The organism is Williamsia maris, assembly GCF_024171815.1.
In the GTDB taxonomy this organism is placed as follows: Bacteria; Actinomycetota; Actinomycetes; order Mycobacteriales; family Mycobacteriaceae; genus Williamsia_A; species Williamsia_A maris.
The window spans coordinates 875,670-895,758 of the sequence record NZ_JAMTCJ010000004.1 but is presented as its reverse complement, the minus strand read 5'-3'; the positions used below and the strand labels follow the sequence as shown (position 1 = coordinate 895,758).

The 20,089-nt window shown below is 64.9% G+C and carries 23 protein-coding genes and 2 tRNA genes; 11 read left to right on the top strand and 14 right to left on the bottom strand.

What is annotated here, in order from left to right:
- Together LX13_RS22845 and bcp are read right to left on the bottom strand one after the other, a co-directional pair.
- Positions 1 to 678, bottom strand: a complete 678-nt coding sequence (locus LX13_RS22845) for a TetR/AcrR family transcriptional regulator (protein ID WP_253663560.1) — start codon at positions 676 to 678, stop codon at positions 1 to 3.
- A gap of 19 nt (positions 679 to 697) precedes the next feature.
- Positions 698 to 1,171: a thioredoxin-dependent thiol peroxidase gene (gene bcp, locus LX13_RS22840; protein ID WP_253663559.1), complete on the bottom strand. Its 474-nt coding sequence runs from the start codon at positions 1,169 to 1,171 to the stop codon at positions 698 to 700.
- A gap of 122 nt (positions 1,172 to 1,293) precedes the next feature.
- Between bcp and LX13_RS22835 the strand changes: the two genes are divergently transcribed.
- On the top strand, positions 1,294 to 1,515 hold the full coding sequence (locus LX13_RS22835; protein ID WP_253663558.1) for a DUF3618 domain-containing protein: 222 nt from the start codon (positions 1,294 to 1,296) through the stop codon (positions 1,513 to 1,515).
- Between the two features lie 86 nt (positions 1,516 to 1,601).
- Here LX13_RS22835 and LX13_RS22830 read toward each other — a convergent pair.
- Positions 1,602 to 1,677, bottom strand: a tRNA-Lys gene (locus tag LX13_RS22830).
- Positions 1,678 to 1,926: 249 nt separating this feature from the next.
- Between LX13_RS22830 and LX13_RS22825 the strand changes: the two genes are divergently transcribed.
- Both LX13_RS22825 and LX13_RS22820 read left to right on the top strand, forming a co-directional pair.
- The gene (locus LX13_RS22825; RefSeq protein ID WP_253663557.1) at positions 1,927 to 3,156 is read left to right on the top strand and encodes a L,D-transpeptidase; all 1,230 of its coding nucleotides are present in this window, start codon (positions 1,927 to 1,929) and stop codon (positions 3,154 to 3,156) included.
- A 139-nt stretch (positions 3,157 to 3,295) separates the two neighbouring features.
- Positions 3,296 to 4,438, top strand: a complete 1,143-nt coding sequence (locus LX13_RS22820) for an acyl-CoA dehydrogenase family protein (protein ID WP_253663556.1) — start codon at positions 3,296 to 3,298, stop codon at positions 4,436 to 4,438.
- Positions 4,439 to 4,572: 134 nt separating this feature from the next.
- Here the strand turns inward: LX13_RS22820 and LX13_RS22815 are convergent, their stop codons facing one another.
- The gene (locus tag LX13_RS22815) at positions 4,573 to 5,808 is read right to left on the bottom strand and encodes an MFS transporter (protein ID WP_253663673.1); all 1,236 of its coding nucleotides are present in this window, start codon (positions 5,806 to 5,808) and stop codon (positions 4,573 to 4,575) included.
- A gap of 420 nt (positions 5,809 to 6,228) precedes the next feature.
- Here LX13_RS22815 and LX13_RS22810 point away from each other — a divergent pair, with 420 nt between their 5' ends.
- The 6 genes from LX13_RS22810 (at position 6,229) to LX13_RS22785 (ending at position 12,015) form a co-directional block, all read left to right on the top strand.
- On the top strand, positions 6,229 to 7,182 hold the full coding sequence (locus tag LX13_RS22810) for a DUF4238 domain-containing protein (protein WP_253663555.1): 954 nt from the start codon (positions 6,229 to 6,231) through the stop codon (positions 7,180 to 7,182).
- A gap of 188 nt (positions 7,183 to 7,370) precedes the next feature.
- A complete protein-coding gene (locus LX13_RS22805; protein ID WP_253663554.1) occupies positions 7,371 to 9,080 on the top strand; it encodes an Eco57I restriction-modification methylase domain-containing protein in 1,710 nt (569 codons plus the stop codon).
- Positions 9,077 to 9,796, top strand: coding sequence for a PaeR7I family type II restriction endonuclease (locus LX13_RS22800; RefSeq protein WP_253663553.1), 720 nt, complete (start codon positions 9,077 to 9,079; stop codon positions 9,794 to 9,796). The genes LX13_RS22805 and LX13_RS22800 overlap by 4 nt, the downstream gene beginning before the upstream one ends.
- 101 nt (positions 9,797 to 9,897) lie before the next feature.
- The gene (locus LX13_RS22795) at positions 9,898 to 10,137 is read left to right on the top strand and encodes a hypothetical protein (RefSeq protein WP_253663552.1); all 240 of its coding nucleotides are present in this window, start codon (positions 9,898 to 9,900) and stop codon (positions 10,135 to 10,137) included.
- Positions 10,138 to 10,225: 88 nt separating this feature from the next.
- On the top strand, positions 10,226 to 10,474 hold the full coding sequence (locus LX13_RS22790; protein WP_253663551.1) for a hypothetical protein: 249 nt from the start codon (positions 10,226 to 10,228) through the stop codon (positions 10,472 to 10,474).
- Positions 10,474 to 12,015 (top strand): terminase large subunit domain-containing protein, encoded by a 1,542-nt coding sequence (locus tag LX13_RS22785; RefSeq protein ID WP_253663672.1) that lies wholly within the window; start codon positions 10,474 to 10,476, stop codon positions 12,013 to 12,015. Before LX13_RS22790 ends, LX13_RS22785 begins: the two co-directional genes overlap by 1 nt.
- Positions 12,016 to 12,047: 32 nt before the next feature.
- Here the strand turns inward: LX13_RS22785 and LX13_RS22780 are convergent, their stop codons facing one another.
- The 9 genes from LX13_RS22780 to LX13_RS23615 form a co-directional block, all read right to left on the bottom strand.
- A complete protein-coding gene (locus tag LX13_RS22780) occupies positions 12,048 to 12,620 on the bottom strand; it encodes a M50 family metallopeptidase (protein WP_253663550.1) in 573 nt (190 codons plus the stop codon).
- Between the two features lie 279 nt (positions 12,621 to 12,899).
- Positions 12,900 to 13,577: a hypothetical protein gene (locus LX13_RS22775; RefSeq protein WP_253663549.1), complete on the bottom strand. Its 678-nt coding sequence runs from the start codon at positions 13,575 to 13,577 to the stop codon at positions 12,900 to 12,902.
- The gene (locus LX13_RS22770; RefSeq protein WP_253663548.1) at positions 13,574 to 13,819 is read right to left on the bottom strand and encodes a hypothetical protein; all 246 of its coding nucleotides are present in this window, start codon (positions 13,817 to 13,819) and stop codon (positions 13,574 to 13,576) included. Before LX13_RS22770 ends, LX13_RS22775 begins: the two co-directional genes overlap by 4 nt.
- A 189-nt stretch (positions 13,820 to 14,008) precedes the next feature.
- Positions 14,009 to 14,587, bottom strand: a complete 579-nt coding sequence (locus LX13_RS22765) for a recombinase family protein (RefSeq protein WP_253663547.1) — start codon at positions 14,585 to 14,587, stop codon at positions 14,009 to 14,011.
- 126 nt (positions 14,588 to 14,713) lie between these two features.
- Positions 14,714 to 14,935 (bottom strand): hypothetical protein, encoded by a 222-nt coding sequence (locus tag LX13_RS22760; RefSeq protein ID WP_253663546.1) that lies wholly within the window; start codon positions 14,933 to 14,935, stop codon positions 14,714 to 14,716.
- 36 nt (positions 14,936 to 14,971) lie between these two features.
- Positions 14,972 to 15,253 carry a flagellar hook-length control protein gene (locus LX13_RS22755; RefSeq protein ID WP_253663545.1) on the bottom strand — a complete coding sequence of 94 codons (282 nt, stop codon included), beginning with the start codon at positions 15,251 to 15,253 and terminating at the stop codon, positions 14,972 to 14,974.
- The gene (locus LX13_RS22750) at positions 15,250 to 15,705 is read right to left on the bottom strand and encodes a hypothetical protein (RefSeq protein WP_253663544.1); all 456 of its coding nucleotides are present in this window, start codon (positions 15,703 to 15,705) and stop codon (positions 15,250 to 15,252) included. The genes LX13_RS22755 and LX13_RS22750 overlap by 4 nt, the downstream gene beginning before the upstream one ends.
- Positions 15,706 to 16,194: 489 nt before the next feature.
- Positions 16,195 to 17,382, bottom strand: coding sequence for an AAA family ATPase (locus LX13_RS22745; RefSeq protein WP_253663543.1), 1,188 nt, complete (start codon positions 17,380 to 17,382; stop codon positions 16,195 to 16,197).
- A 380-nt stretch (positions 17,383 to 17,762) separates the two neighbouring features.
- Complete coding sequence (locus LX13_RS23615; protein ID WP_372500006.1) at positions 17,763 to 18,002, bottom strand: helix-turn-helix domain-containing protein; 240 nt, start codon at positions 18,000 to 18,002, stop codon at positions 17,763 to 17,765.
- 106 nt (positions 18,003 to 18,108) lie between these two features.
- Between LX13_RS23615 and LX13_RS22740 the strand changes: the two genes are divergently transcribed.
- Positions 18,109 to 18,666 carry a hypothetical protein gene (locus LX13_RS22740; RefSeq protein ID WP_253663542.1) on the top strand — a complete coding sequence of 186 codons (558 nt, stop codon included), beginning with the start codon at positions 18,109 to 18,111 and terminating at the stop codon, positions 18,664 to 18,666.
- A complete protein-coding gene (locus tag LX13_RS22735) occupies positions 18,663 to 19,901 on the top strand; it encodes a tyrosine-type recombinase/integrase (protein ID WP_253663541.1) in 1,239 nt (412 codons plus the stop codon). Before LX13_RS22740 ends, LX13_RS22735 begins: the two co-directional genes overlap by 4 nt.
- Before the next feature lie 87 nt (positions 19,902 to 19,988).
- Here LX13_RS22735 and LX13_RS22730 read toward each other — a convergent pair.
- Positions 19,989 to 20,061, bottom strand: a tRNA-His gene (locus LX13_RS22730).
- Between the last annotated feature and the right edge of the window lie 28 nt (positions 20,062 to 20,089).

Sequence of the window (20,089 nt, the reverse complement as noted above, 5' to 3'; positions counted from 1 at the left end):
TCAGTGTGAGCCGAGGTGGTCGGTGTCCTCGAGCATGAGGTAGCCGCCCATCATCCGCTTGAGTTCGGCGACGGTCTCGGGGTGGTTCTGCCCCTCCTGGACCGAGAAGCTGAGCAGCGAATAGACGGTGTGCACCAACACCTCCGACATCATCGCCCGGCGCGGGCGCTGACTCGGGGTGAGCGGTGCGATGATCCGTGCGACCTGCTCGGCCAGGGCGCGCTCGTGCACCGTGGCGGTGGCACGGGTGGCCGGCGTCGACTGGACGGCGAGCCACACCGCCCGACGCGACGTGTCGTCCTGCCACAGGCGCGCGAGGTGGTCGATGAACTTCTCCAGCAGTCGCGGCCAGTCCAGCGACGGGATCTCGGCCCCGAACGCGGCGACGGCGTTCTGCACGCCCGCCGCGTCCTGCCGATCGAGTTCGCAGACGATGACGTATTTGTTCGCGAAGTACTGATAGAGCGTGCCGATGGGGACATCGGCGCGGGCGGCGATCTCCTCACACGTCAGCGACTCGAACCCGACCTCGATGAGCAGCTCCCTGGCCTCGGTGAGCATCGCGTCGAACTTGCGTCGGCTGCGTTCCTGCGTGGGCCGTTTGCGCGGTACCAGCGGTTCGGGCGACGACAGGCGACGTGCGTGCGCGCCGCGCTGGGTGTCGCTCGTGGCTGCCATCGACTTCGACGACGTCGGATCAGACCGAGAGGTCGCGACGGAGCTTCGCGACGTGGCCGGTCGCCCGCACGTTGTACTGCGCGACGGCGATGGTGCCGTCGGTGTCGACGAGGAAGGTCGATCGGATGACACCGGTGACCGTCTTGCCGTACATCGTCTTCTCGCCGAACGCGGCCCACTCGGTGAGCACGGTCTTCTCCGGGTCCGAGAGCAGCGGGAAGGTGAGGCCCTCGGCGTCGCGGAACTTCGCCAGCTTCGCGGGCTTGTCGGGCGACACCCCGAGAACCGCGATGCCCGCTCCGTCGAGCTCGGCCAGGTTGTCGCGGAAGTCGCAGGCCTGCTTGGTACAGCCCGGTGTCGACGCGGCCGGGTAGAAGTACACGATGACCTGCTTGCCGGCGTAGTCGCTCAGCGACACGGGGTTGCCGTCGGCGTCGGGGAGGGTGAACGCAGGTGCCCGGTCGCCGGGCTCGAGTCGCTTGGTGGTGGTCACCGGAGTCACGGTAGTCGAGGCGATCGGGGTGCGACGGCAGGTGTCACGACCGTTCTGAACTACCGTGGGGGTCACAACCCGCCGAAAGATCATTCTTTCGATTCGACCCAGATGGAGGACACGTGGCACGGGACACCGACAGCATCGAACGTGACATCGCCCGTGCTCGCGAGGAACTCGCCGCGACGCTGGACAACCTGGCGGTTCGTGCGAACCCTCAACGGCTGGCCGATGACGCGAAGAACGGCCTCCTCGCGACCCTGAACTCACCGGCGGTGAAGTTTCCGCTGATCGGTGTCGGGGTGTTGGCACTGGCATTGACGGTGAAGAAGCTCGTCAGCTGAAACACCAAGCGAAGCGCCCGGATTCGACAGAATCCGGGCGTTTTGCATATGCGGTGTGCCTCGATGAGGCGGAAGGTCCAAGCGTGTGGTGCGCCATCAGGGACTCGAACCCCGAACCCGCTGATTAAGAGTCAGCTGCTCTGCCAATTGAGCTAATGGCGCTTGGATCGTGCGAGATGGAACATTAACAGGTCCCCGCCCCTGGGTAAAAATCGTCCACCCCGAGGGGTCGGTGGGCGCGACATGCCGCAGGGCTCGCGCGGCATTCGGTGACAAGTGGTGTACGTCTCGTACACTGATGTCACCCTGGGGGCTCGACGTGCAGAGCGGCATACCGATACAGCCCGAGGTGAGTGCACATGCAGTCCGATCAACCGCGCGACGCGCGCTGATGTTTTTTCTGGGAGCAACATGGGGTTCGGTCCTTTCGGTCGTCGTACACGCGGTTGGGCGTCGCTGGCGGTGACGATCTGCGCGGTGGGAACACTCGCGGCGTGCTCGGCGGGCACGGCGGCGCCGACGTACAGCGATCAGGTCAACACCAACACCGGGTTCGACGATCTGATGCGTCCGTCGGTGTCGATCACCACGTTCAACGGTCAGCCGCTGCGTGACCGCGCGGCGGGCATCCAGCCGGGCGCACCCCTGAAGGTCGTCGCCAAGTCCGGCGAGCTGACCGACGTCCGGATCCCGAAGCAGACCGGCGGCACCATCGCGGGCGCCTACAACTCCGACCGCACCGAGTGGACGAGCACCGAGCCGTTCGGCTTCGACAAGACCTACACCGTGGCCGCCGACGTCCAGGGCATCTCGGGCACCAACTCGAGCAAGATGTCGTTCACGACGCGCGCGCCGAACAACCTGACCGACACGTACCTGCTTCCGGAGAACAACTCGACCGTCGGCGTCGGACAGCCCGTCGCCATCCGGTTCGACGAGCCGATCACCGACAAGCGCACCGCGCAGAACGCGATCACCGTCACCACCGATCCGCCGGTCGCCGGCGCCTTCTACTGGCTCAGCGACTCCGAACTGCGGTGGCGTCCGCAGAATTATTGGAAGCCGGGCACGAAGGTCAACGTCAAGATCAACACCTACGGCATCGATCTCGGCGGCGGCGTCTTCGGACAGCAGAACAAGACCCTGAACTTCACCATCGGGCGGTCGCTCGTCTACACCGCCGACGACAACACCAAGCAGGTGACGGCGGTACTCAACGGCAAGGTCGTGCGCACCATGCCCACGTCGATGGGCAAGGACTCCACGCCGACCAACCGCGGGACCTACATCATCGGTGATCGCGTCCCGAGCATCATCATGGATTCGTCCACCTACGGCGTTCCGGTGAACTCGCCGGAGGGCTACAAGGAGACGGTGTACTCCGACACCCAGATGTCCTACAGCGGCATCTACATGCATGCGGCGCCGTGGTCGATCTACGCGCAGGGCAACTCGAACGTCAGCAACGGATGCCTCAATCTCAGCCCGGAGAACGCCGAGTGGGTCATGAGCACCTCGCTGCGCGGTGACATCGTCCAGGTCAAGAACACCGTCGGCGACGTCCTGCCGGGTACCGACGGCCTCGGCGACTGGAACATCCCGTGGGACGTGTGGAAGCGCGGCAACGCAGGCAACGCCTGACCCGGTCTCGATCGGCCCGTCGAGGGTGCGGGTGAGCCGGCCTCGCGGCTGAGGGAAACCGATACTGCCATCGTCAAGTGTTACGCTCGGCGTTGACAATGTTCGCAGACCTCATCTGTCGAGGAAGGCTCTACTCACCATGACCAACGCTTCCCCCTGGGCGACCGACGACCTGGACGACCTGCGCGGTCTGGTCCGGTCGTTCTTCGAGAAGACCGTCGCCCCCAACGTCGACAAGTACATCGACCAGCACCACGTCGACCGGGACCTGTGGAATCAGGCCGGCGAGCTCGGGCTGCTGTGCATGTCGATCCCCGAGGAGTACGGCGGCGGTGGCGGCACCTTCGCCCACGAGTCGGTGCTGATCGAGGAGCAGGCCCGCATCGGTGACTCGTCGTGGGGCGTCAGCCTGCACAACGGCATCATCGCGCACTACCTGCTCGCCTACGGCACCGAGGAGCAGAAGAAGCAGTGGCTGCCCAAGATGGCCTCCGGTGAGGTCGTCGGCGCCATCGCGATGACCGAGCCGGGCACCGGATCGGACCTGCAGAGCATCAAGACCAAGGCGATCCGCGACGGTGACGACTACGTCATCGACGGTTCGAAGACGTTCATCACCAACGGTTCCCAGGCCGACCTCATCGTCGTCGTGGTCAAGACCGACACCAAAGAGGGCGCCAAGGGCATCTCGCTGGTGCTCGTCGAGGGGGATCGGGAGGGTTTCCGCCGCGGTCGGGTGCTCGACAAGATCGGTCAGCGCGGTCAGGACACCTCGGAACTGTTCTTCGACAGCGTCCGCGTCCCGGTCGCCAACCTCCTCGGCAGCGAGGAGGGGCAGGGCTTCATCCAGCTGATGCAGCAGCTCCCGCAGGAGCGACTCATCATCGCCGTCGCCTCGGTGGCCGGTATGGAATCGGCTGTGGCGCAGACCATCGCCTACACCAAGGACCGTCAGGCGTTCGGTCGTCCGGTCTTCGGCTTCCAGAACACCAAGTTCAAGCTCGCCGAGGCGGCCACCGAGACCCGTATCGCGCGGGTGTTCGTCGACGACTGCATCGTCAAGCACCTCACCGGTGACCTCGACATCCCGACCGTCGCCATGGCCAAGTGGTGGACCACCGACCGCGCGATGGCGGTCCTCGACGAGTGCGTCCAGCTCTTCGGCGGCTACGGCTACATGAGCGAATACCCGATCGGCCGCATGTGGGCCGACGGCCGCGTGCAGAAGATCTACGCGGGCACCAACGAGATCATGAAGGAGATCATCGCCCGGTCGCTGTAGACCGCCGAGGCGCTGCCTCCGACCCCACGACGACCGAAGGCCCACTCGAACGAATCGGGTGGGCCTTCGGCGTTGCTGGGGTGGAGGACCGGATCCGACCTGCGGCGTCACCTGCGCTGGAGTATCCGCACCGTTCACGCTCGGTCGACGCGCAGTGGAGATCGCGCGCAGACGAGGGCGGCAGCTGCGAAGGCAGCGATCACGCCGAGGAGCGTGAGGCGATCTCCGATCACGCCGACGAGGAAGCCTGCGCCGATCGCCCCGACGGCTGCCGACGTTCGATTGATCGAGCGTCTTGTGCCGTTCACCCTGCCGAGAAGCTCATCCGGCGTGAGCGTCTGCCAGACGTTCATCTCGTTCGAGTTCTCGATCCCGGCGGCGATACCCAGGAGCCCCAGAGCGCCGAACAGGAGTGTGAGGCCACCGCCTGTCGCGGGGGTGATGGCCACCAACAGCCACGCGATCGGATAGATCGCACGGGCGAGGATGATCACCGGCCCCGAACCGATCCGCTCACCACACCTCGGCGCGATGGATGCCCCCACCAGACCGGCGAACCCGACGACCGCCAACAGCAGCCCGAATGCCAGAGCTGTGAAGTCGAGTGACCGTAAGACGAAGATCGAAAGAGTGGTCATCGCAGCGCCATTGGCGAGGAACCAGATGTGTGTCGATACGGCGAGTGGCCCCAGCGTGGGGTGGTGGTACGTCCACCGCACGCCGTCGCGGATCTCCGCGCGAAGACGACGTGGGCCGGATCTGTCGCGAGACTCGTCAACTCGGATCCCTGCGGAGAGGGCCGCGTCCACGAGGTAGCTGATCGCGTCGACCGCAATCGCCACGGGGGCTCCGAGCAGTCCGACGAGCCCGCCGCCGAGGGCCGGCCCGAGGGTTGTCGCGGCGGCGTCCGCCTGATCGAGGCGCGCATTGGCTGCGATGAGACCTGTTCGGGGAACAAGAGCGGGAAGTAGCGACTGGGTCGCAGCGAACCCGAAGACCGAGAACGCGCCGAACAACACCAGCGCGATGACCAACATCCAGATTTGCAATGACCCCGCAAGCCAGAGTGCCGGCACGGCACCCAGGGACAAGGCGCGCCCGACGCTCGCCCACACGAGGATCGGCTTGCGCCGCCACCGGTCCACGTAGGCGCCCGCGATGAGACCGAGTAGCGCGTACGGAACGAACTGAGCGGCATTCACGACGCCGACCTCGAACGGCGACGCGTCCAGTTGGTGGACCACCAACACGGGCATCGCGACGGCCGTCACGGCCGAGCCGATCGAACTGATCGCCGCTGCCGCCCAGAACCGCGGAAATGACGAACGCGGGGTGGGAGTCGCAGGGTCGTGATGCCGCCGGTCACCCATCTCGAGAGAGTGGCGTCCGGCGTTCATCAGCTGACCGTGCAGGAGTGCTGTGGGCAGCCATGCAATCAGATTAGTGCGGCAAACGACTGCCGCTCACGATCGCGTCGGGCAGGTGTCGCGGCAGCGGACAGTCGGAAGCGCAACGCACGTGAACTGCGGGGACGTGCAGGATGGGGAGAACAAAAAGGTGGGAGGGCACAATTGCCCTCCCACCTACTGGGGTGGATGACGGGACTCGAACTTGTGTCACGGGCCTGCATCGGCCCACCTAGAGATGCCAAATACTCTCGTTGACCAGCGTGGCAGCTCGCCTACTCCGACATCCTGATGCATCGTGGAACCAATCAATGCATTGCCCGCAATGCACAGCTCCATGCATCGGCAAGCTGAACGAACCTGTAGACGACCACGAGGTTGGCAGTGCCAAACATCGCGAAGCTGCACCACACAGTGCCCAAGTTCTACCTCCGTGGTTTCGCCGATATGGACGAGCGAATCACGACGGTCCGTCTACCGGGCGACAAGCGATTCACCCAGGTAATTGGTAAGACTGCCGCGACGAACCACTTCTACACAGTTCAGGACCACCCCGAAGGGCCGGACGTCATCGAAAAGGCGCTGGCCGCGGTCGAGTCAAGTGCAGCATCGATCTTCCGGTCGATCGTCGACGGAGTCTGGCCTCTTCCCGAGGAGCAGCGGCTAGAACTTGGGTACTTCTTGGCAATGCAAGCGGTGCGGGGGCCAGACCAACGCAAAATGCTCGGACACATGCTTGCTCAGATGGCGCGGCTAGAGGCAATGGCAGCAAGCGGCGACCGTGCGCGGCCGTGGGCGAAACGCCGACTCGGCCTCGACCTAAATGACGAGCAGGCCGCAAGGTATCGAGAACAAGCGGCAAACCCCCAGGGGCCGTACAGGGTCCCCGCACCCGTCCACATCAAACAGATGGCCGAACTACCCGAGAAGCTGGTGAAGTACCTCGTTGGCAGGCCCTGGACGCTGGTTCGCTTCGACAAGCGATCGCTTATCACCAACGACGCGCCAGTAGGACTTGTGCGTCAGCCAGAGGACGGCGCGACGGAAATGGGTGTGGGCTTTATGACTGCGTGGGGCATTACGTTTCCGGTGACAAGGAAGCTGGGTCTGGTCATGAGCGATATTGCTCCGCTTGTAGAAGCGGGAGTGCCCGTCGAGCGAGTCTGGTCGGGTGCGTTCGACGTCGCTCAGGAGGGCTCCACCGCGTACGAGAAGCTCATCAACGAGACCACGGTCGACATGGCTAGTGAGTGCATCTACCACCACCCGGACGACAAGAAGTATGTACCTGAACCGCTACCGGAGGCGACCTACGCAAACGGCTACGGCGACGAGTAGGTGCACCTTGATCGGCGGCCGCAGTTCAGACCTGCAAGCGGAGGGCCGTGCGCCCAATTCTGACGATGCCCTGCCTGACGTGGGTTCCGTTGCACCGAGTCTTGGCGACGGAGCGGCGGCCCCCGGGATGTCCGTTGCGTAGTGCATCATCGTCACGTGTCTGATTTCGAAGTGGTCTGGATAGTTCGATGACAGTCGCGGAGACCGTTCAGGTCGCTCGCGCAACCGGCGAGGTTTTCACTAGGCGCTGGGTCGTGGAGGTGATCCTAGACCTGACGGGCTACACCGCTGACCGCGATCTTGGAGCCGTGCGACTCGTCGAGCCGTCATGCGGATCGGGAGCGTTCTTGGCGGTAATCGTCGAGCGGCTGATCAACAGCGCTCGGCACCGGGGGACCGCGTTGTCGGAGCTACATGACGCTATTCGGGCTTACGACCTGCTTCCAGAGCACGTTGAAACCTGCCGAGCGCTTTCGTGCGCGCTGCTGGTGGAGGCGGGTATGCCACGCGACGCAGCGCTTGAGATGGCGTGTTCGTGGGTTCGTCAGGCCGATTTCCTTCGGCCCGCGGCTGGAACGGTGCTTGACCTCGATACAGATGAGGTTGGTGGACCCGACGACCAAGCCGCCGACATCGTGGTCGGCAACCCGCCTTACATCCGTTACGACGATCTACCCGACGCCGTTGCGTCGCTGTACCGGCGGACGTGGCTGACCATGACCGGTCGAGGTGACATTTACGTTGGCTTCTACGAACGCTCCCTGGGCATGCTGGTTCCCGGGGGAAAGGTCGGCTTTATCTGCGCCGACAGATGGATGCGGAACAGCTATGGGGCACAGCTCCGAGCCCTCGTGTCCGGGAGATACGCGATGGACCACGTCTGGACCATGCACGATGTCGACGCCTTCGAAACAAAGGTGTCGGCCTACCCTGCGATCACCGTGCTGAGCAATTCCCCGCAGGGAACGGTGCTCGTCGCAGACACGACAGAAGAGTTCACTGAAGCCACCGCCCGGGCGCTAGCGAAAGCCGCGACCGACCCAGAGTGGGTCGAGTTCAGCGAGGTTGGTGTGCAGGCTCACCGCCTGCCGTCGTGGTTTGAGGGCGGCGAGCTCTGGCCGACGGGTTCGCCCGCGCGCCTCGCGTTGATCAAGCACCTCAATGAGTCCTTCCCCCCGCTACATGACGAAGCAACCGGAACGCGAGTCTCGATCGGAATCGCGAGCGGTGCGGACAAGGTCTACGTGACGAAGAATCCATCGGCTGCTGAGGCCGACAGGATGCTTCCGCTAGCGATGCGGCGAGACCTGATGTCAGGGTCCTTCGACTGGCAGGGCAACTACCTCGTGAACCCGTGGGGCGATGATGGCAAACTCGTCGCTCTGGAGGACTATCCGCAAATGGCGGCGTACCTTAGCCACGACCCGGCCTTGCGCGCGCGGTTCGTCGCGAAGAAGGACCCGTCGTCGTGGTACCGAACGATCGACAAGGTGCAGCCCGGGGTCACAGACCGGCCGAAGCTTCTGATCCAGGACATGAAGACCACGATCCACCCCGTCCTCGACCCTGGGGGCCACTACCCGCACCACAACCTGTACTTCGTCACCTCGGACGGGTGGGATATCGAAGTGCTTGGTGGACTGCTGCTCTCACGCGTGGCGCAAGCGTTCATCGAGGCGTACTGCGTGCGGATGCGTGGTGGGACGCTGCGGTTCCAAGCGCAATACCTCAAGCGAATTAGGGTGCCGCGACTCGATGAAGTCGACGAGACGACGCAGGCCGCCCTCCGCGCCGCCTTCAGATCTCGCAACGTCGCGGCAGCAACAACGGCCGCCTGCGAGGCGTACGGAATTGACATGCACGATTACGAACTAACGGAAGAGGTACCTGCGACGTGACCGCAACACGGGACGAGTTTGACGAGGCAGTGCGAGCGTTCTGGGCTGGACGAGATCTGCAGACGCAGAGGCAGGTTGAGTCCGGAAGGATCGACGCAGGAACTCGCGGCAGCGTGACCGGAGGTCTACACCTGACGGCGTTACAGGACTTAGTGGCGGCGGAGTTCGCGCCTCTGGAGAAGTACGGCGTGGAGATACGACAGTCGGGCATCATCCCTCTCCCAGGCTTCTACCGCAGAGCGAAAAACTGGGACATCGTCGTGACTTACAAAAAGACGCTTGTCGCCGCGATCGAGTGCAAATCGCAGGTTGGCTCGTTTGGAAACAACTTCAACAATCGAACCGAAGAGGCCATCGGGAACGCCATCGACATCTGGCGCGCCTACGAAGCTGGTCTGCTGGGCGATATCAAGCCGTGGCTAGGGTTCGTCTACGTCTTGGAGCGCGGGCCCGGCTCGACGAAAGTGGTCCGGGATCACGGAACCGCTCTGTATCGAACGGATCCCGTTTTCGACAACTCCTCGTACACGCGACGCTACGAACTATTGTTCGAGCGTCTGGTGCGAGAGCGTCTTTACGACGCGGCGTGTCTGCTCAGTACTGAGAAGGGCGAAGGCATTCACGACGAGCCGCACCTTGCGGTTTCAACTACCAACCTCACAGCGAATATTGCCGGCCGGGTCGCGTACATCCAAGGGCTCATAGAGGGGGAGTAGGCAATCGCCTGCTCCTGCTATGGCTTCGATGCAACTGGTGTTTCGGTCTAGCTGCTAGCAGTGTCACGCTGCTGTGCACCCATAGCTGATCTAGTTGTGGGGTGACCAACCAACTCGAACTCACTCATCCCAGCTCGCGCACGATGGAATCCTGGCGGGCAACGCTTTCGGCGCTCAAGTCACGCGGCGAGACCGATGGTCCCCGGGTCGACGCCGCCGAGAGTGGGCTGTCCTATTGGCGATGCCACACGGCTCTGTTCCGCGAGGTCGAGCGCGGCACGGTCGACGAGGCGCTCGCTAACAAGGCGCTCGACATCCTCACTACCCGCCCTCGTCGCTGACCTTTCTCGCGCAGCTGTGCCCGACTCGGCGGGACCAGCTGTCACTCCGCTCACCCCATTCGGCCTCGTATCCCAGAACAGGACCGTTATGCACAGCACCACCGAGAGCACCCCGACCACGATGACCGATGGCGAGGTGAGCGAGCTGATCGTCTCCCTCGTCGAGAACGCACCGGATAGCGTTGCGTGGGCGGACATTCGCTCGCAGCTGCCCCGCACCAATTGGCGTGCTGGTGAGCTGGCGGTAGCGCTGCACCTGAGTGGACGCATCTACGCGTCCAAGTGGCACGGGCGCACCTACCTCTGCGAGCCGCTCACGGGCAGCGTTGCCGCGTGATGTCGAACATCGCACTAGTCACGGCGGCGCGGGCGATCTCGGTGGCGAGAGGGCGACACAGCCCCGTCACGCCTGCAGAACTCGCGCGGAGGATCATCCCGGGTTACGTCGTGACGCCCGCCATCGCGTTGATCTCGGATGTGCTGCGTGAGGCGATTTCGCAGTCTGATGGGCGCTACATCATCAGCACGCCCCCGCGCACGGGGAAGTCGGTGCTGGCGTCGCAGATCGGCGTCATTGAGGCGCTGCGCCACGATCCCGACTCACGGGTGGTGCTGACGTCCTACGCCGATACGTTGGCGCAGGAGCACTCTCACGCGGCGCGCGCTCTCATCGCGGAGCACTCCGACCTGCTCGGGCTGTCGTTGCGTGGCGATAAGACGGCAGTGGGTCGGTGGATGCTCGACGGGAACAACGGCGGGCTGCTCGCTGCTGGCATCCTTTCGGGCATCACCGGATTCGGCGCGGACCTGCTGCTCATCGACGACCCGATCAAGAACGCGCAGGAGGCTGACAGCGCCGCCCACCGCAAGCGCGTCCTCCACGAGTTCCGCTCGACTCTGATGACGCGGCTCCACCCCGGGGGCTCGGTGGTCGTCATCGGCACCCGCTGGCACGAGGCCGATCTCATCGGAACGCTGCTCGACGAGGAGGGGGAGCGGTGGACCCACATCAACATCCCCGCGATCGCGGAGGCGGGCATCCCCGACGACCTCGACCGTGCTCCCGGTGTCGCGATGACCTCGGCGCTCGGGCGCACAGCTGAGCAGCTCGACGACATGCGGCGCTCGGTTGGTGAGCGAACCTGGTACTCGCTGTTCCAGGGAGTCCCGTCGCCCCCGGATGGTGGGTTGATCAAGCGAGAGTGGTTCGAGCAGTGGCGGTTACCTGATGCCCCGGAGTCGCCCACGATGACGGTCGTGGGCGTCGACCCCTCGGACTCAGGCCGTGGGGACTCGTGTGGACTCGTGGCGGCGTCGTTTGGCAACGACGGTGTGACGTCGTTGATCGCTGATCGAAGCCGACCGATGACGAGCGATGAGTGGGCCACTGCTGCTGTCGCGTTGGCGATGGAGGTGGGGGCGTCGGAGATCGCGATCGAGGGATTCACCACCGCCGAGACCTACCTCCAGGTGACGCGGACGGCGCTCGACCGCTACATGCGTGAGCACCCCGACGCCCAGCACCGCCCGCGCATCACCCCGTGGCGAGCCCGCGGGGACTCGGTAGCGCGGTCGTCGGCGCTGCTGCAGGGGCTTGAGACGGGCACGGTGCGTCTGGCTGGGAGCTTCCCGTCGTTGGAGGACGCGGCGGTCCTGTGGCAGCAGGGTCAGCACCAGCCCGATCAGCTCGCCGCGCTCGTCGTCGCGCACGACGTCCTGATCCACAGCGCAGGAGTGCGGGTGACGCTCGCCGCTCCGATGGGGCGACTGGGTGATCGTGGTGCAGGAGGATGGCCCGTGCCCGGGGCCGGGGCTCCCCGGGTGGCGTCGATGGACGCGTTTCTGCGGCGACGGATCGACGGCAGACGGATCGGGTGATGGTCGAGCGTTGGGTGCATTCGGTTTGACGCTCAGGCGGTCAGCAGCGTCGACACGTGGAGCGTCTCGCCGACCTTGGTGACGGAGAACCTGCCAGGCTTCCGCCCCGCCCGAATGAGGTGCAGCTGGTGCGCTGACACCTCGGGGTCGCTGGACAATCCGAGCGCCCGGGTCACATCAGTGTGGGTGACCGGGCCGTCTATGAGCGCGGTTGCGACGTCGCCCACTGCCCGCCAGCACGTCTTGAGGTGTTTCTCGATGGTGCGGTGGTCGTCGGAGTATCCAACGTCGCGCATCTTGGCGAGGTCGATGACGGACTGGTCGCGTCTGCCGCTGGCCGCGAGTACCTGCAGGAGCCCCGTTCGCACATCAGGGCGACCCTTATCGCCCCATCGGGCAAGGGCCTCGGCGTAGGGGCCAGCCCACGCAATCAGGGCGTCGTCGCGTTCGTGATGGTCGTAGGTCTCGCACATGCCGATCGTGGTCGGGTCGTTGTCGACGATCCGCGCCATACCCACGCGCCCGCCACTGAGAACCGTTGCCACCGCGTGCCCGGCCTCGTGGAAGGCGATGTAGACGCGCTGTTCGGGGGTCATGTCGGTCATCGACCTATCTCCGGTTCTTGGTGGGGTTCTTGTTGGGTCGGTGCGCTTTTGCTGACGACGTCGGAGAGGTGGAGCGGTCCGCAACCAGGCCCCCACCTCCCCAACGCCGCTGGGGAGCGCTCGTGATGGGCCCGAAGCCCAGCACGGGTCGCCCCATGCGCCCGATCACCTCGGTCAGTCCAATCGCCGCCTCAATGCACGCCGCACACCGCCAGCCATGCACGGAGCCGCGCCAGCTGCGTGACGGTCCCCGACAATCGGGACACTGGTAGTTGCCCGTCACGGCTCGACCTCGACCCCGAGGTCAGCGAGCGTCGCGCGGTGCTGCTCGGCGATCACCTGCTTGAGCGGCGTGAAGCTCGCCTCAGCGCGGAGGGACGCGGCGCGCTTAAGGACGCGGTGAAGATCGTTCGCGGCTGCGTCGATCTCACGCAACGCCGCCTCTACGCGGCCTGACACCGAGATCGCGGGGTCGATGTCCCCGGGCTGCCGCGCGTGGGCGAGGTAGTCGCTGAGGGGCTGGGCGTATCTGCGGGCGTACTCGGTCAGGACCGCCGCCCACGCACCAGAGAGCACGTCGTCGTTGGTGACCTCGGGCTCGACGGGGCGCGGGGCGAGTGCAACGACAGCGCGCATCGCCTGTGCGCGATTGGAGTCCGGGACGTGGGCGGTACGTCGTCGGGCGTCGCGCTCGACGAGCAGCATCGAGATCGTGGCGATAGCGCCATGCACGGCAGCGACGATGTCCTCGACGCGATGGAGGTAACTCAGAGGGTGGGGCTCACCGGCGACGCGGCGGGCCATCGGCTCGGTCAAGGCAGCGACCTCTGCAGCCAAGTCGAACCTGCCGTCGTAGGTGATGAGCAGGTGCTTGCGGCGGCGGAAGCGCTGCTCGTCCTGACTCACCGCTACGGGTGCAGCGCTCGCCGGGGTACGCGGTCCACGAGTGATCCTCACGCCGTCACCGCCTCGCGCAGATGTCCGATCAGGGCATCGAGGTGTGCGGGGGAGATGTGCCCGCGCTCGGCGTCGAGCGCACGCCTGCATCGCCAGTAGGCCAGTGCCGCGCGGCACTCGACCACGCGAGGGTCACTCTCGTCGACCATGCGTGACTTGAAGGACGCCAGACGGGTGCCCCACTGGATCGGCGAGAGAATCGCGGGATCGGCGAGGGGATCGGCAACGGTGATCGTGGACACGAGACTCACACTAGGAGGGCACCGTGCACAGCAGCGGCGCTGCTGCGCACGATGGGAGCGACGTCGAGCCAGGTCGCCGGCTCAATCCCTACTAATATCGGTGTTGTTGCTGCAGAACTGATCTCGTCCTGAGCTGGGAGAATGCGCGGCGCGCGTGCGGTTGGCGTGACGTTCCCGTGACGCGTGACTTCAGGCTGGCGTTGCCGCTGCTCGCGCCCGGGTGTTGTAGATGGTCGCGCGGCTCACCCCGTACTCGATCGCCAGTGCTGCAGCCGACGCGCCCTGATCGAGACGCGTCATCACGGACGCGACCTGATCGTCGGTCAGCGAGGGCTTGCGCCCGGTGTACTTGCCTTCGCGCTTGGCGATCGCGATGCCCTCCCGCTGCCGCTCCAGGGTCAGCGATCGCTCGAACTCTGCGACTGCTCCCATCACCGAGAGCATCAGGATCGAGCACGGGTCCTGGGAATCGCGGGCGAACGTCATGCCCTCCTTGATGAACCGCACACGCACCCCGCGCCCGGTCAGCTCATCGACGATCCTGCGCAGGTCGACGAGCGACCGCGCGAGCCGATCCATGCTGTGCACGATCAGCTCGTCGCCATCGCGCACATACTCCAGGCACAGCTGCAGCTGGGGCCGGTTGGTGTCCTTGCCGCTGGCGTGATCGGTGAACACCTTGTCGAGCTGGAGCCCGTCCAGCTGGCGTGCGGTGTTCTGCTCGATCGTCGAAACCCGCTGGTACCCAACGGTCTGTCCTGCACTCATGTCGTCCTCCGTGTTTGTCTGTTTGATCTCTAGGACAAACTAAGACGGCTGTTGAACAATGGGCACGCGGCTCTAGATACACGGGGGACACTGCGCCACAGGATGTTTGGTATGACTACACCCCAGCTAGACCGCGTCGGGATCGCTTACCGTGCGACCAAGCTTGAGTACACCCATCTCGCCGAGTTCGTACTGGCTCCCGTGGACCTCCATTGCAATCGCCGCGTCGGTGATGCGAGTGCGAGCAACGGGGGAGAAGCGCGGGCCGTCGCCACTGCCGCCTGCCTGCAGTGCAACGCGCAGCTGTCGAGCGATCACGCGGGCGTCGTCGGGACGAATGTGGTCCATGCTGCGATCCTGACAGGTCGGCGCTCCTGCAACTGCTCAGGTGGCGGGGTTATCCACAGCCTCGGCTCGACGACGGGCAACCGCGAGCCACTCGGACAGCTCGTCGGCACCAATTCCGCCCACACCGAGCACCTCGCGCGTGACGTCGAGCTGCAGCTCCCACAGCGGGTCGCCGGGTCCGAGTACACCTCCGAACAGGTCTCGGGCCTCAGCAGCGAACTCAGCCGCCAATTCGTCGGGGTCGAGGCGTCCCTCGGTCACGTCGGACGCGAGGTCCATCGCCGAGTTGACGACGTCGCGCTTGGTGGGGTGGGTCATCGGTCGATCTCCTTGATGGGGGTGGGCTCGAACTCTCCGTCGATCACAGCGAGCAGCCGCTCGCGGGCGTCGGCGATGATCGCCGTCGAGGTCTGAGTGACGTTCACGTCGACGGTCTCGCTGCTGAGTCCGTAGAGCTTGGCAAGCTCGGCGTCCGACCGCGTCATCGTGTCGATGAGGCGCGCCACTGCCTGGTGATCGCTCGCCCGCTTCGCCTCGACTAGAGAGCTGAGCGCGACGCTGTTCGTGATCCGCTTGCGCTCACGAATCTCGGCACGAACCTCCTCGACTGCGGGCGACGGGATCGACTCGCAGTAGCGCTTGTAGGCGGTCTGCACAGCTCCGATCGAACGGAACCCGAGGGAGTCCGCGATCTGCTGCCACGTACGCCCCACGGCGGCGCGCTGATGGAACACTTCCGCAGCTCGGGCGCGCGACTCGGCGAGCGGCATGGTTCTGGACACCTCCTACAGATACCGCAGAAGGGTGAACGACAACGCCGGCCAAAGTCGGCGTTGTGCGTTGTCGCCGTTGAGGTCTCGCGGCCACTGAGAGCCTCGCTGAGGTGACGCGATCACTCATCTGCCCACTGCTCCCACTCCACTGGCGTTCGTCGGGGAGAGCCCAACACAGCCCCGGGAGCAACGCCTACGCTGCACACCGCTCGGGACCCGACACGGCTCCTCGGGTGCAACACAGCTCCGTTCTGCTCGGTGATCCCGTCCTGCGAGCTGGGTGTCCGCGATGGCGTCGCCGCCTCTGGTCACCGCTCGTGCCACCACCCTTTCGGTTCAGCTCGTTGCTAACGAGCTGACCCTCAATCTCCGCCCCCATCTCGACCATCCAGCTCAGCTCGTCCCTATAGACGAGCTGACGAGCTGGATTTGGCGCTCGTTAGATCGTTCTAACGAGCTGTAACGAGCTGACGAGCTGCCGTCGAATTAGCCCGTGGCGACCGTGAACGGGTCGCCTCCCGGAGACAGCAGATGCTTGCCCCGGTCGCCGATCTCGAACACCAACGACCCCTCTGCGAGCGCCTTTTTCAGAGCAGCGCGAGCAGCCTGCTGCGGGATGCCGTGGTCGTCCTTGAGTCGTCTCTCAGCATCGTTCTTGGACAGCTTTCCGGGCTCCATGCTGATCAGCGCGAGCAGCTTGGGCATCGCGACGCGGGCGGTCGAGTCCTTGCGGCTGCCATCCTCATAGGCGAGGTGTCGGGTAGCTGTGTCGAACGTGAGTTGTCCCTCGGGCAGCGACACATCACGACCCAGTGCCGAGAAGAAGCGCTTGCGGGTGGCGTCGTCGTCGCTGTCGTCGCCCGAGCGCACGATCTTCCACATCGCGTCGTTCCAGTCGAGTAGCCGCGAGTCACCCCGAGCGCGTTCGTTCTGGTGTCCCATGTGGGTGACGACCATGCCCTCGGTGGCACCGATCTCGGCGAGCAGCGCGTCGAATGCAACGAGCACACGGCCAGAGTCCTTGTCCTCCGACAGCCCCAGTGCGTCGAGAACGGGGCGGAGGCAGTCGAGAATCACGACGTCCGCGCCTTCGAGCTTGCGAGCCCACTGAGAGCGCGTGGCGGGGTCGGTGATGTCGAACGTCGACACCGCGCCGCGCAGCGGGACCACCGACACTGCGTCGGTGTTGTCGATGCGCTGATCCCGAAACCATCGCCGCAGCAGCCTCGTGTCGAGCTCGGTGTCGATGAGGACCACCTTGCGCACGGGTGTTACGTCGAAACGATCGAGAAACTTCCCGCCGTCGACGAGGGTGCGGATGACGTTTCCGACCATGTGCGACTTGCCCGCCTTGTACGGCGCAGCCAACAGCACACGGCCCCCGATCGGCCACAGCTCGCCAATGCGATAGGCAGCATCCTCGTCGGGCTGCGTGAGGAGGTCGGTGAGGTCGAAGGGTTCCGGTGCAACGACGGCTGTGTCGCGCTGCGTCGCCATGCTGCGCGCCAGAGTGTCGATCAGGCGTCGCGTGTCGGTGAGCTCCGCGGCCTCGCGCAGCTTCACCTCGGCGATTTCGTTGTTCGTAAGCTTCGCCAGCTGCGCGAGCTGTGCGTCGGTTGCTCCCGCTTCGACTGCCTTGGACCCGAGGAACATCAGCGTCGGGGGTGCCTTCACAGGGTTACGTGCTGCGTCGGTTCGCTCGATCGCACCGGCGAGCTTGCGTGCCCAAGGGGCTGGGTTGTCGACGAGTGCGCTCACGTCGTATCGGTTGCGCCCCCACCGCTTACGCCGTGCTTCGGATGCGGCAGCCTCGTCGAGGTCGCGTCGAACGCGAGCGGCTGCACCGGGGTTGTCGTAGGGATTGACGTCGTCACTTCGCACCGCTGCGAGCGAGGTGACGCCATCGCGAGTGGCGGTTATTTGGGTATTGTGGTGGGAGGTCATTGGTGGTGGCCTTCTTTTCGGGTACGTCGCCCGCCTGGCTCTCGTAAGCCGAGCGGGCGTATCTGTGTGGTGCTGAGGTCCGAGACGCACTCAGCTAGTGGAGTGCGGGGTCAGTCGGCGATGCCGAGCAGCCGCATCAAAGGCACCCGAGGCACCACCACGCGCCGACCGAGCCGCATCGAGGGCAGGGACCCATCGGCGATAGCGCGACCAACGGTGCGCTCGTCCACATCGAGGAGCTGTGCGACCTGGGGGCGGCTGAGCGCCGCAACTCCAGTCGACCGCAGCCAGTCGAGATCAACACGAGCAGAACCGGTTTCGTGGGCTGACGTAGGAGAGTGCGCAGTCATGTCGTAGTAGTCCTTCTCTAGTGGCCCTGGGGCGCTTTATGTGTCGCTGGGTCAAGACAAGCGCAAAAAAGGGCTAATTGCTATGGCATTGCGTTATAGTCTTTTTGTGACTACTTACAACGCCAGCTCGATCAAGGGCGATGTCCAGAACATCGACCGACTTGCCGACGGCCTCATCGAGATTCAGCTCGTCGGCCATGAACACCGCTATCAGGTCCGCGTCGACAGGTCGGGTGCTGCCCCGCGCCTCGTTGAGATGCGGATCGTCTCGCCCGACGACTCTGCGGACATCGGGCCGATCACCGTGCGCCAGATTCCCGTCCGACGACTGGCTGAGTCTGCCGCCAAGTTTGAGGCGTACGGAGATGGCGCGTTCACGACGATCGCTGAAATCGACGACCCCACCTTGATATTGCGGCCCGAGCGCAGCCCTGGTGGACGGGGCAACAAGCGCGACGACGCGCACTACCGACAGGTGGCTCTCCTGCTCATGACGGCTCGCGAGAACGGGGCGTCGCCCCGTGAGTATGTCGCTGCTCATGCGCAGGCGTCGAAACCCACTGTTGACAAGTGGATTGCAGAAGCTAAGCGACGCGGGTTCTTGCGCCGCGACTGGGCCACTGCAACGGCCAACCAGGACGACAACGAGAGTGCAGCAAAATGACTCAGCGCAAGTCCCGAGCGGCACGCGTAGGCACGGTGGTCAAGTACTCGATCAAGGCGGGCACAAGGTGGCGGTACCAGCTCTGGGTCCCCGCTGACCCCGAGGACCCCAACGGCCCGCATAAATACGCGGGCAAGGGCGGTTTTGCAACATCAGAGCAGGCCGACGATGCAATGCAGGCGGCGCGTGCGCAGCTGCGTGCGGGAGTAGACCTCGCGGCGAAAGTGCCTACGTTCAGCGACTACTCGACCCGCTGGCTGGACTCTCGTGCTGATCTGGCGGCTGCCACTCTCGCCGGGTATCGACGTATCTTCGCTATCCACGTCAACCCGTCCATTGGCCACCTGCGACTCGACGGCGTCACCACGACGAGGTTGCGCAAGCTGTACGCCGACCTGCAGATGCCCGACCCGTCGCGTCAGCGAGCAGCGGGTGGGCTGTCCAAGACGTCGGTACATCAGGTCCACGTCGCAGTCTCGGCGATGTTGGAGGCAGCGCGCGACGACCGCCTGATCGCTCTCAACCCCGCGCGTACTAAGGGGGTGAAGGCTCCGTCGATGAAGGAGGTGAAGCGCCAGCAGCGTGAGCGGAGCGGCGAGATGGTCACGTGGAGCGGCTCGCAGCTCGGAGCGTTCCTCAGCTGGAATCGCGACACCATGCGTGACGAGGTGCACGCACTCTGGTGGGTCGTCGCGCACACGGGAGTGCGACGCTCGGAAGTGCTGGCGCTGCGGTGGGGCGACATCGACCTCACCGCTCAGCGAATCCAGGTACGCCGCGCGCTCGACACCGCTCGCCCTGGGGAGGTCAAGGGCACCAAGTCAGACCGCGCCCGCGTGCTCGACATCGACGCGACGACAGTGCGCGTGCTGCGTCAGTGGAAGGCCGAGCGCGGTGCCTTGTCCTTGGGGTTCGCGCGCGCCGACGCATACGTGTTCGGCACGCTCGACGGGTCGCCGCGCAATCCGATCTCGACGTCGCAGATGTTCAGCCGCCGCGTCGACAAGGCTCGCCAGAAACTCGGGTCGGACGCGTTGCCCGCGATCGGTTTGCACGGACTGCGCCACACTCACGCGACGATTCTGCTGGAGAACGGGGAGAACCCGAAGGTGGTGCAGGAGCGCCTGGGGCACTCGACGATCACGACGACAATGGACGTCTACTCGCACGTCACGCCGACCATGCAGAAGGCGGCGGTCGACCGGTTCAGTGCCGCTATCAGCGGTGCGACATAAGCGGCTAATGCAGGACTCAATGCATCGAGCTCGAAACGAATAGTGCCCCACCCGCGAATCTGCAGGTGGGGCGCTATTTTCTCTTCGGGTGGATGACGGGACTCGAACCCGCGACAGCCAGGATCACAACCTGGTGCTCTACCAACTGAACTACACCCACCATGTGGTTCTGAACCAACCAGAACCGC

Excerpts from the sequence above, each read along its gene's own strand:
- LX13_RS22845 (WP_253663560.1), bottom strand. The coding sequence starts at position 678 with ATGGCAGCCACGAGCGACACCCAGCGCGGCGCGCACGCACGTCGCCTG.
- LX13_RS22825 (WP_253663557.1), top strand. The coding sequence starts at position 1,927 with ATGGGGTTCGGTCCTTTCGGTCGTCGTACACGCGGTTGGGCGTCGCTG.
- LX13_RS22820 (WP_253663556.1), top strand. The coding sequence starts at position 3,296 with ATGACCAACGCTTCCCCCTGGGCGACCGACGACCTGGACGACCTGCGC.
- LX13_RS22815 (WP_253663673.1), bottom strand. The coding sequence starts at position 5,808 with ATGGGTGACCGGCGGCATCACGACCCTGCGACTCCCACCCCGCGTTCG.
- LX13_RS22805 (WP_253663554.1), top strand. The coding sequence starts at position 7,371 with ATGACAGTCGCGGAGACCGTTCAGGTCGCTCGCGCAACCGGCGAGGTT.
- LX13_RS22790 (WP_253663551.1), top strand. The coding sequence starts at position 10,226 with ATGCACAGCACCACCGAGAGCACCCCGACCACGATGACCGATGGCGAG.
- LX13_RS22785 (WP_253663672.1), top strand. The coding sequence starts at position 10,474 with ATGTCGAACATCGCACTAGTCACGGCGGCGCGGGCGATCTCGGTGGCG.
- LX13_RS22780 (WP_253663550.1), bottom strand. The coding sequence starts at position 12,620 with ATGACCGACATGACCCCCGAACAGCGCGTCTACATCGCCTTCCACGAG.
- LX13_RS22765 (WP_253663547.1), bottom strand. The coding sequence starts at position 14,587 with ATGAGTGCAGGACAGACCGTTGGGTACCAGCGGGTTTCGACGATCGAG.
- LX13_RS22760 (WP_253663546.1), bottom strand. The coding sequence starts at position 14,935 with ATGGACCACATTCGTCCCGACGACGCCCGCGTGATCGCTCGACAGCTG.
- LX13_RS22755 (WP_253663545.1), bottom strand. The coding sequence starts at position 15,253 with ATGACCCACCCCACCAAGCGCGACGTCGTCAACTCGGCGATGGACCTC.
- LX13_RS22750 (WP_253663544.1), bottom strand. The coding sequence starts at position 15,705 with ATGCCGCTCGCCGAGTCGCGCGCCCGAGCTGCGGAAGTGTTCCATCAG.
- LX13_RS23615 (WP_372500006.1), bottom strand. The coding sequence starts at position 18,002 with ATGACTGCGCACTCTCCTACGTCAGCCCACGAAACCGGTTCTGCTCGT.
- LX13_RS22735 (WP_253663541.1), top strand. The coding sequence starts at position 18,663 with ATGACTCAGCGCAAGTCCCGAGCGGCACGCGTAGGCACGGTGGTCAAG.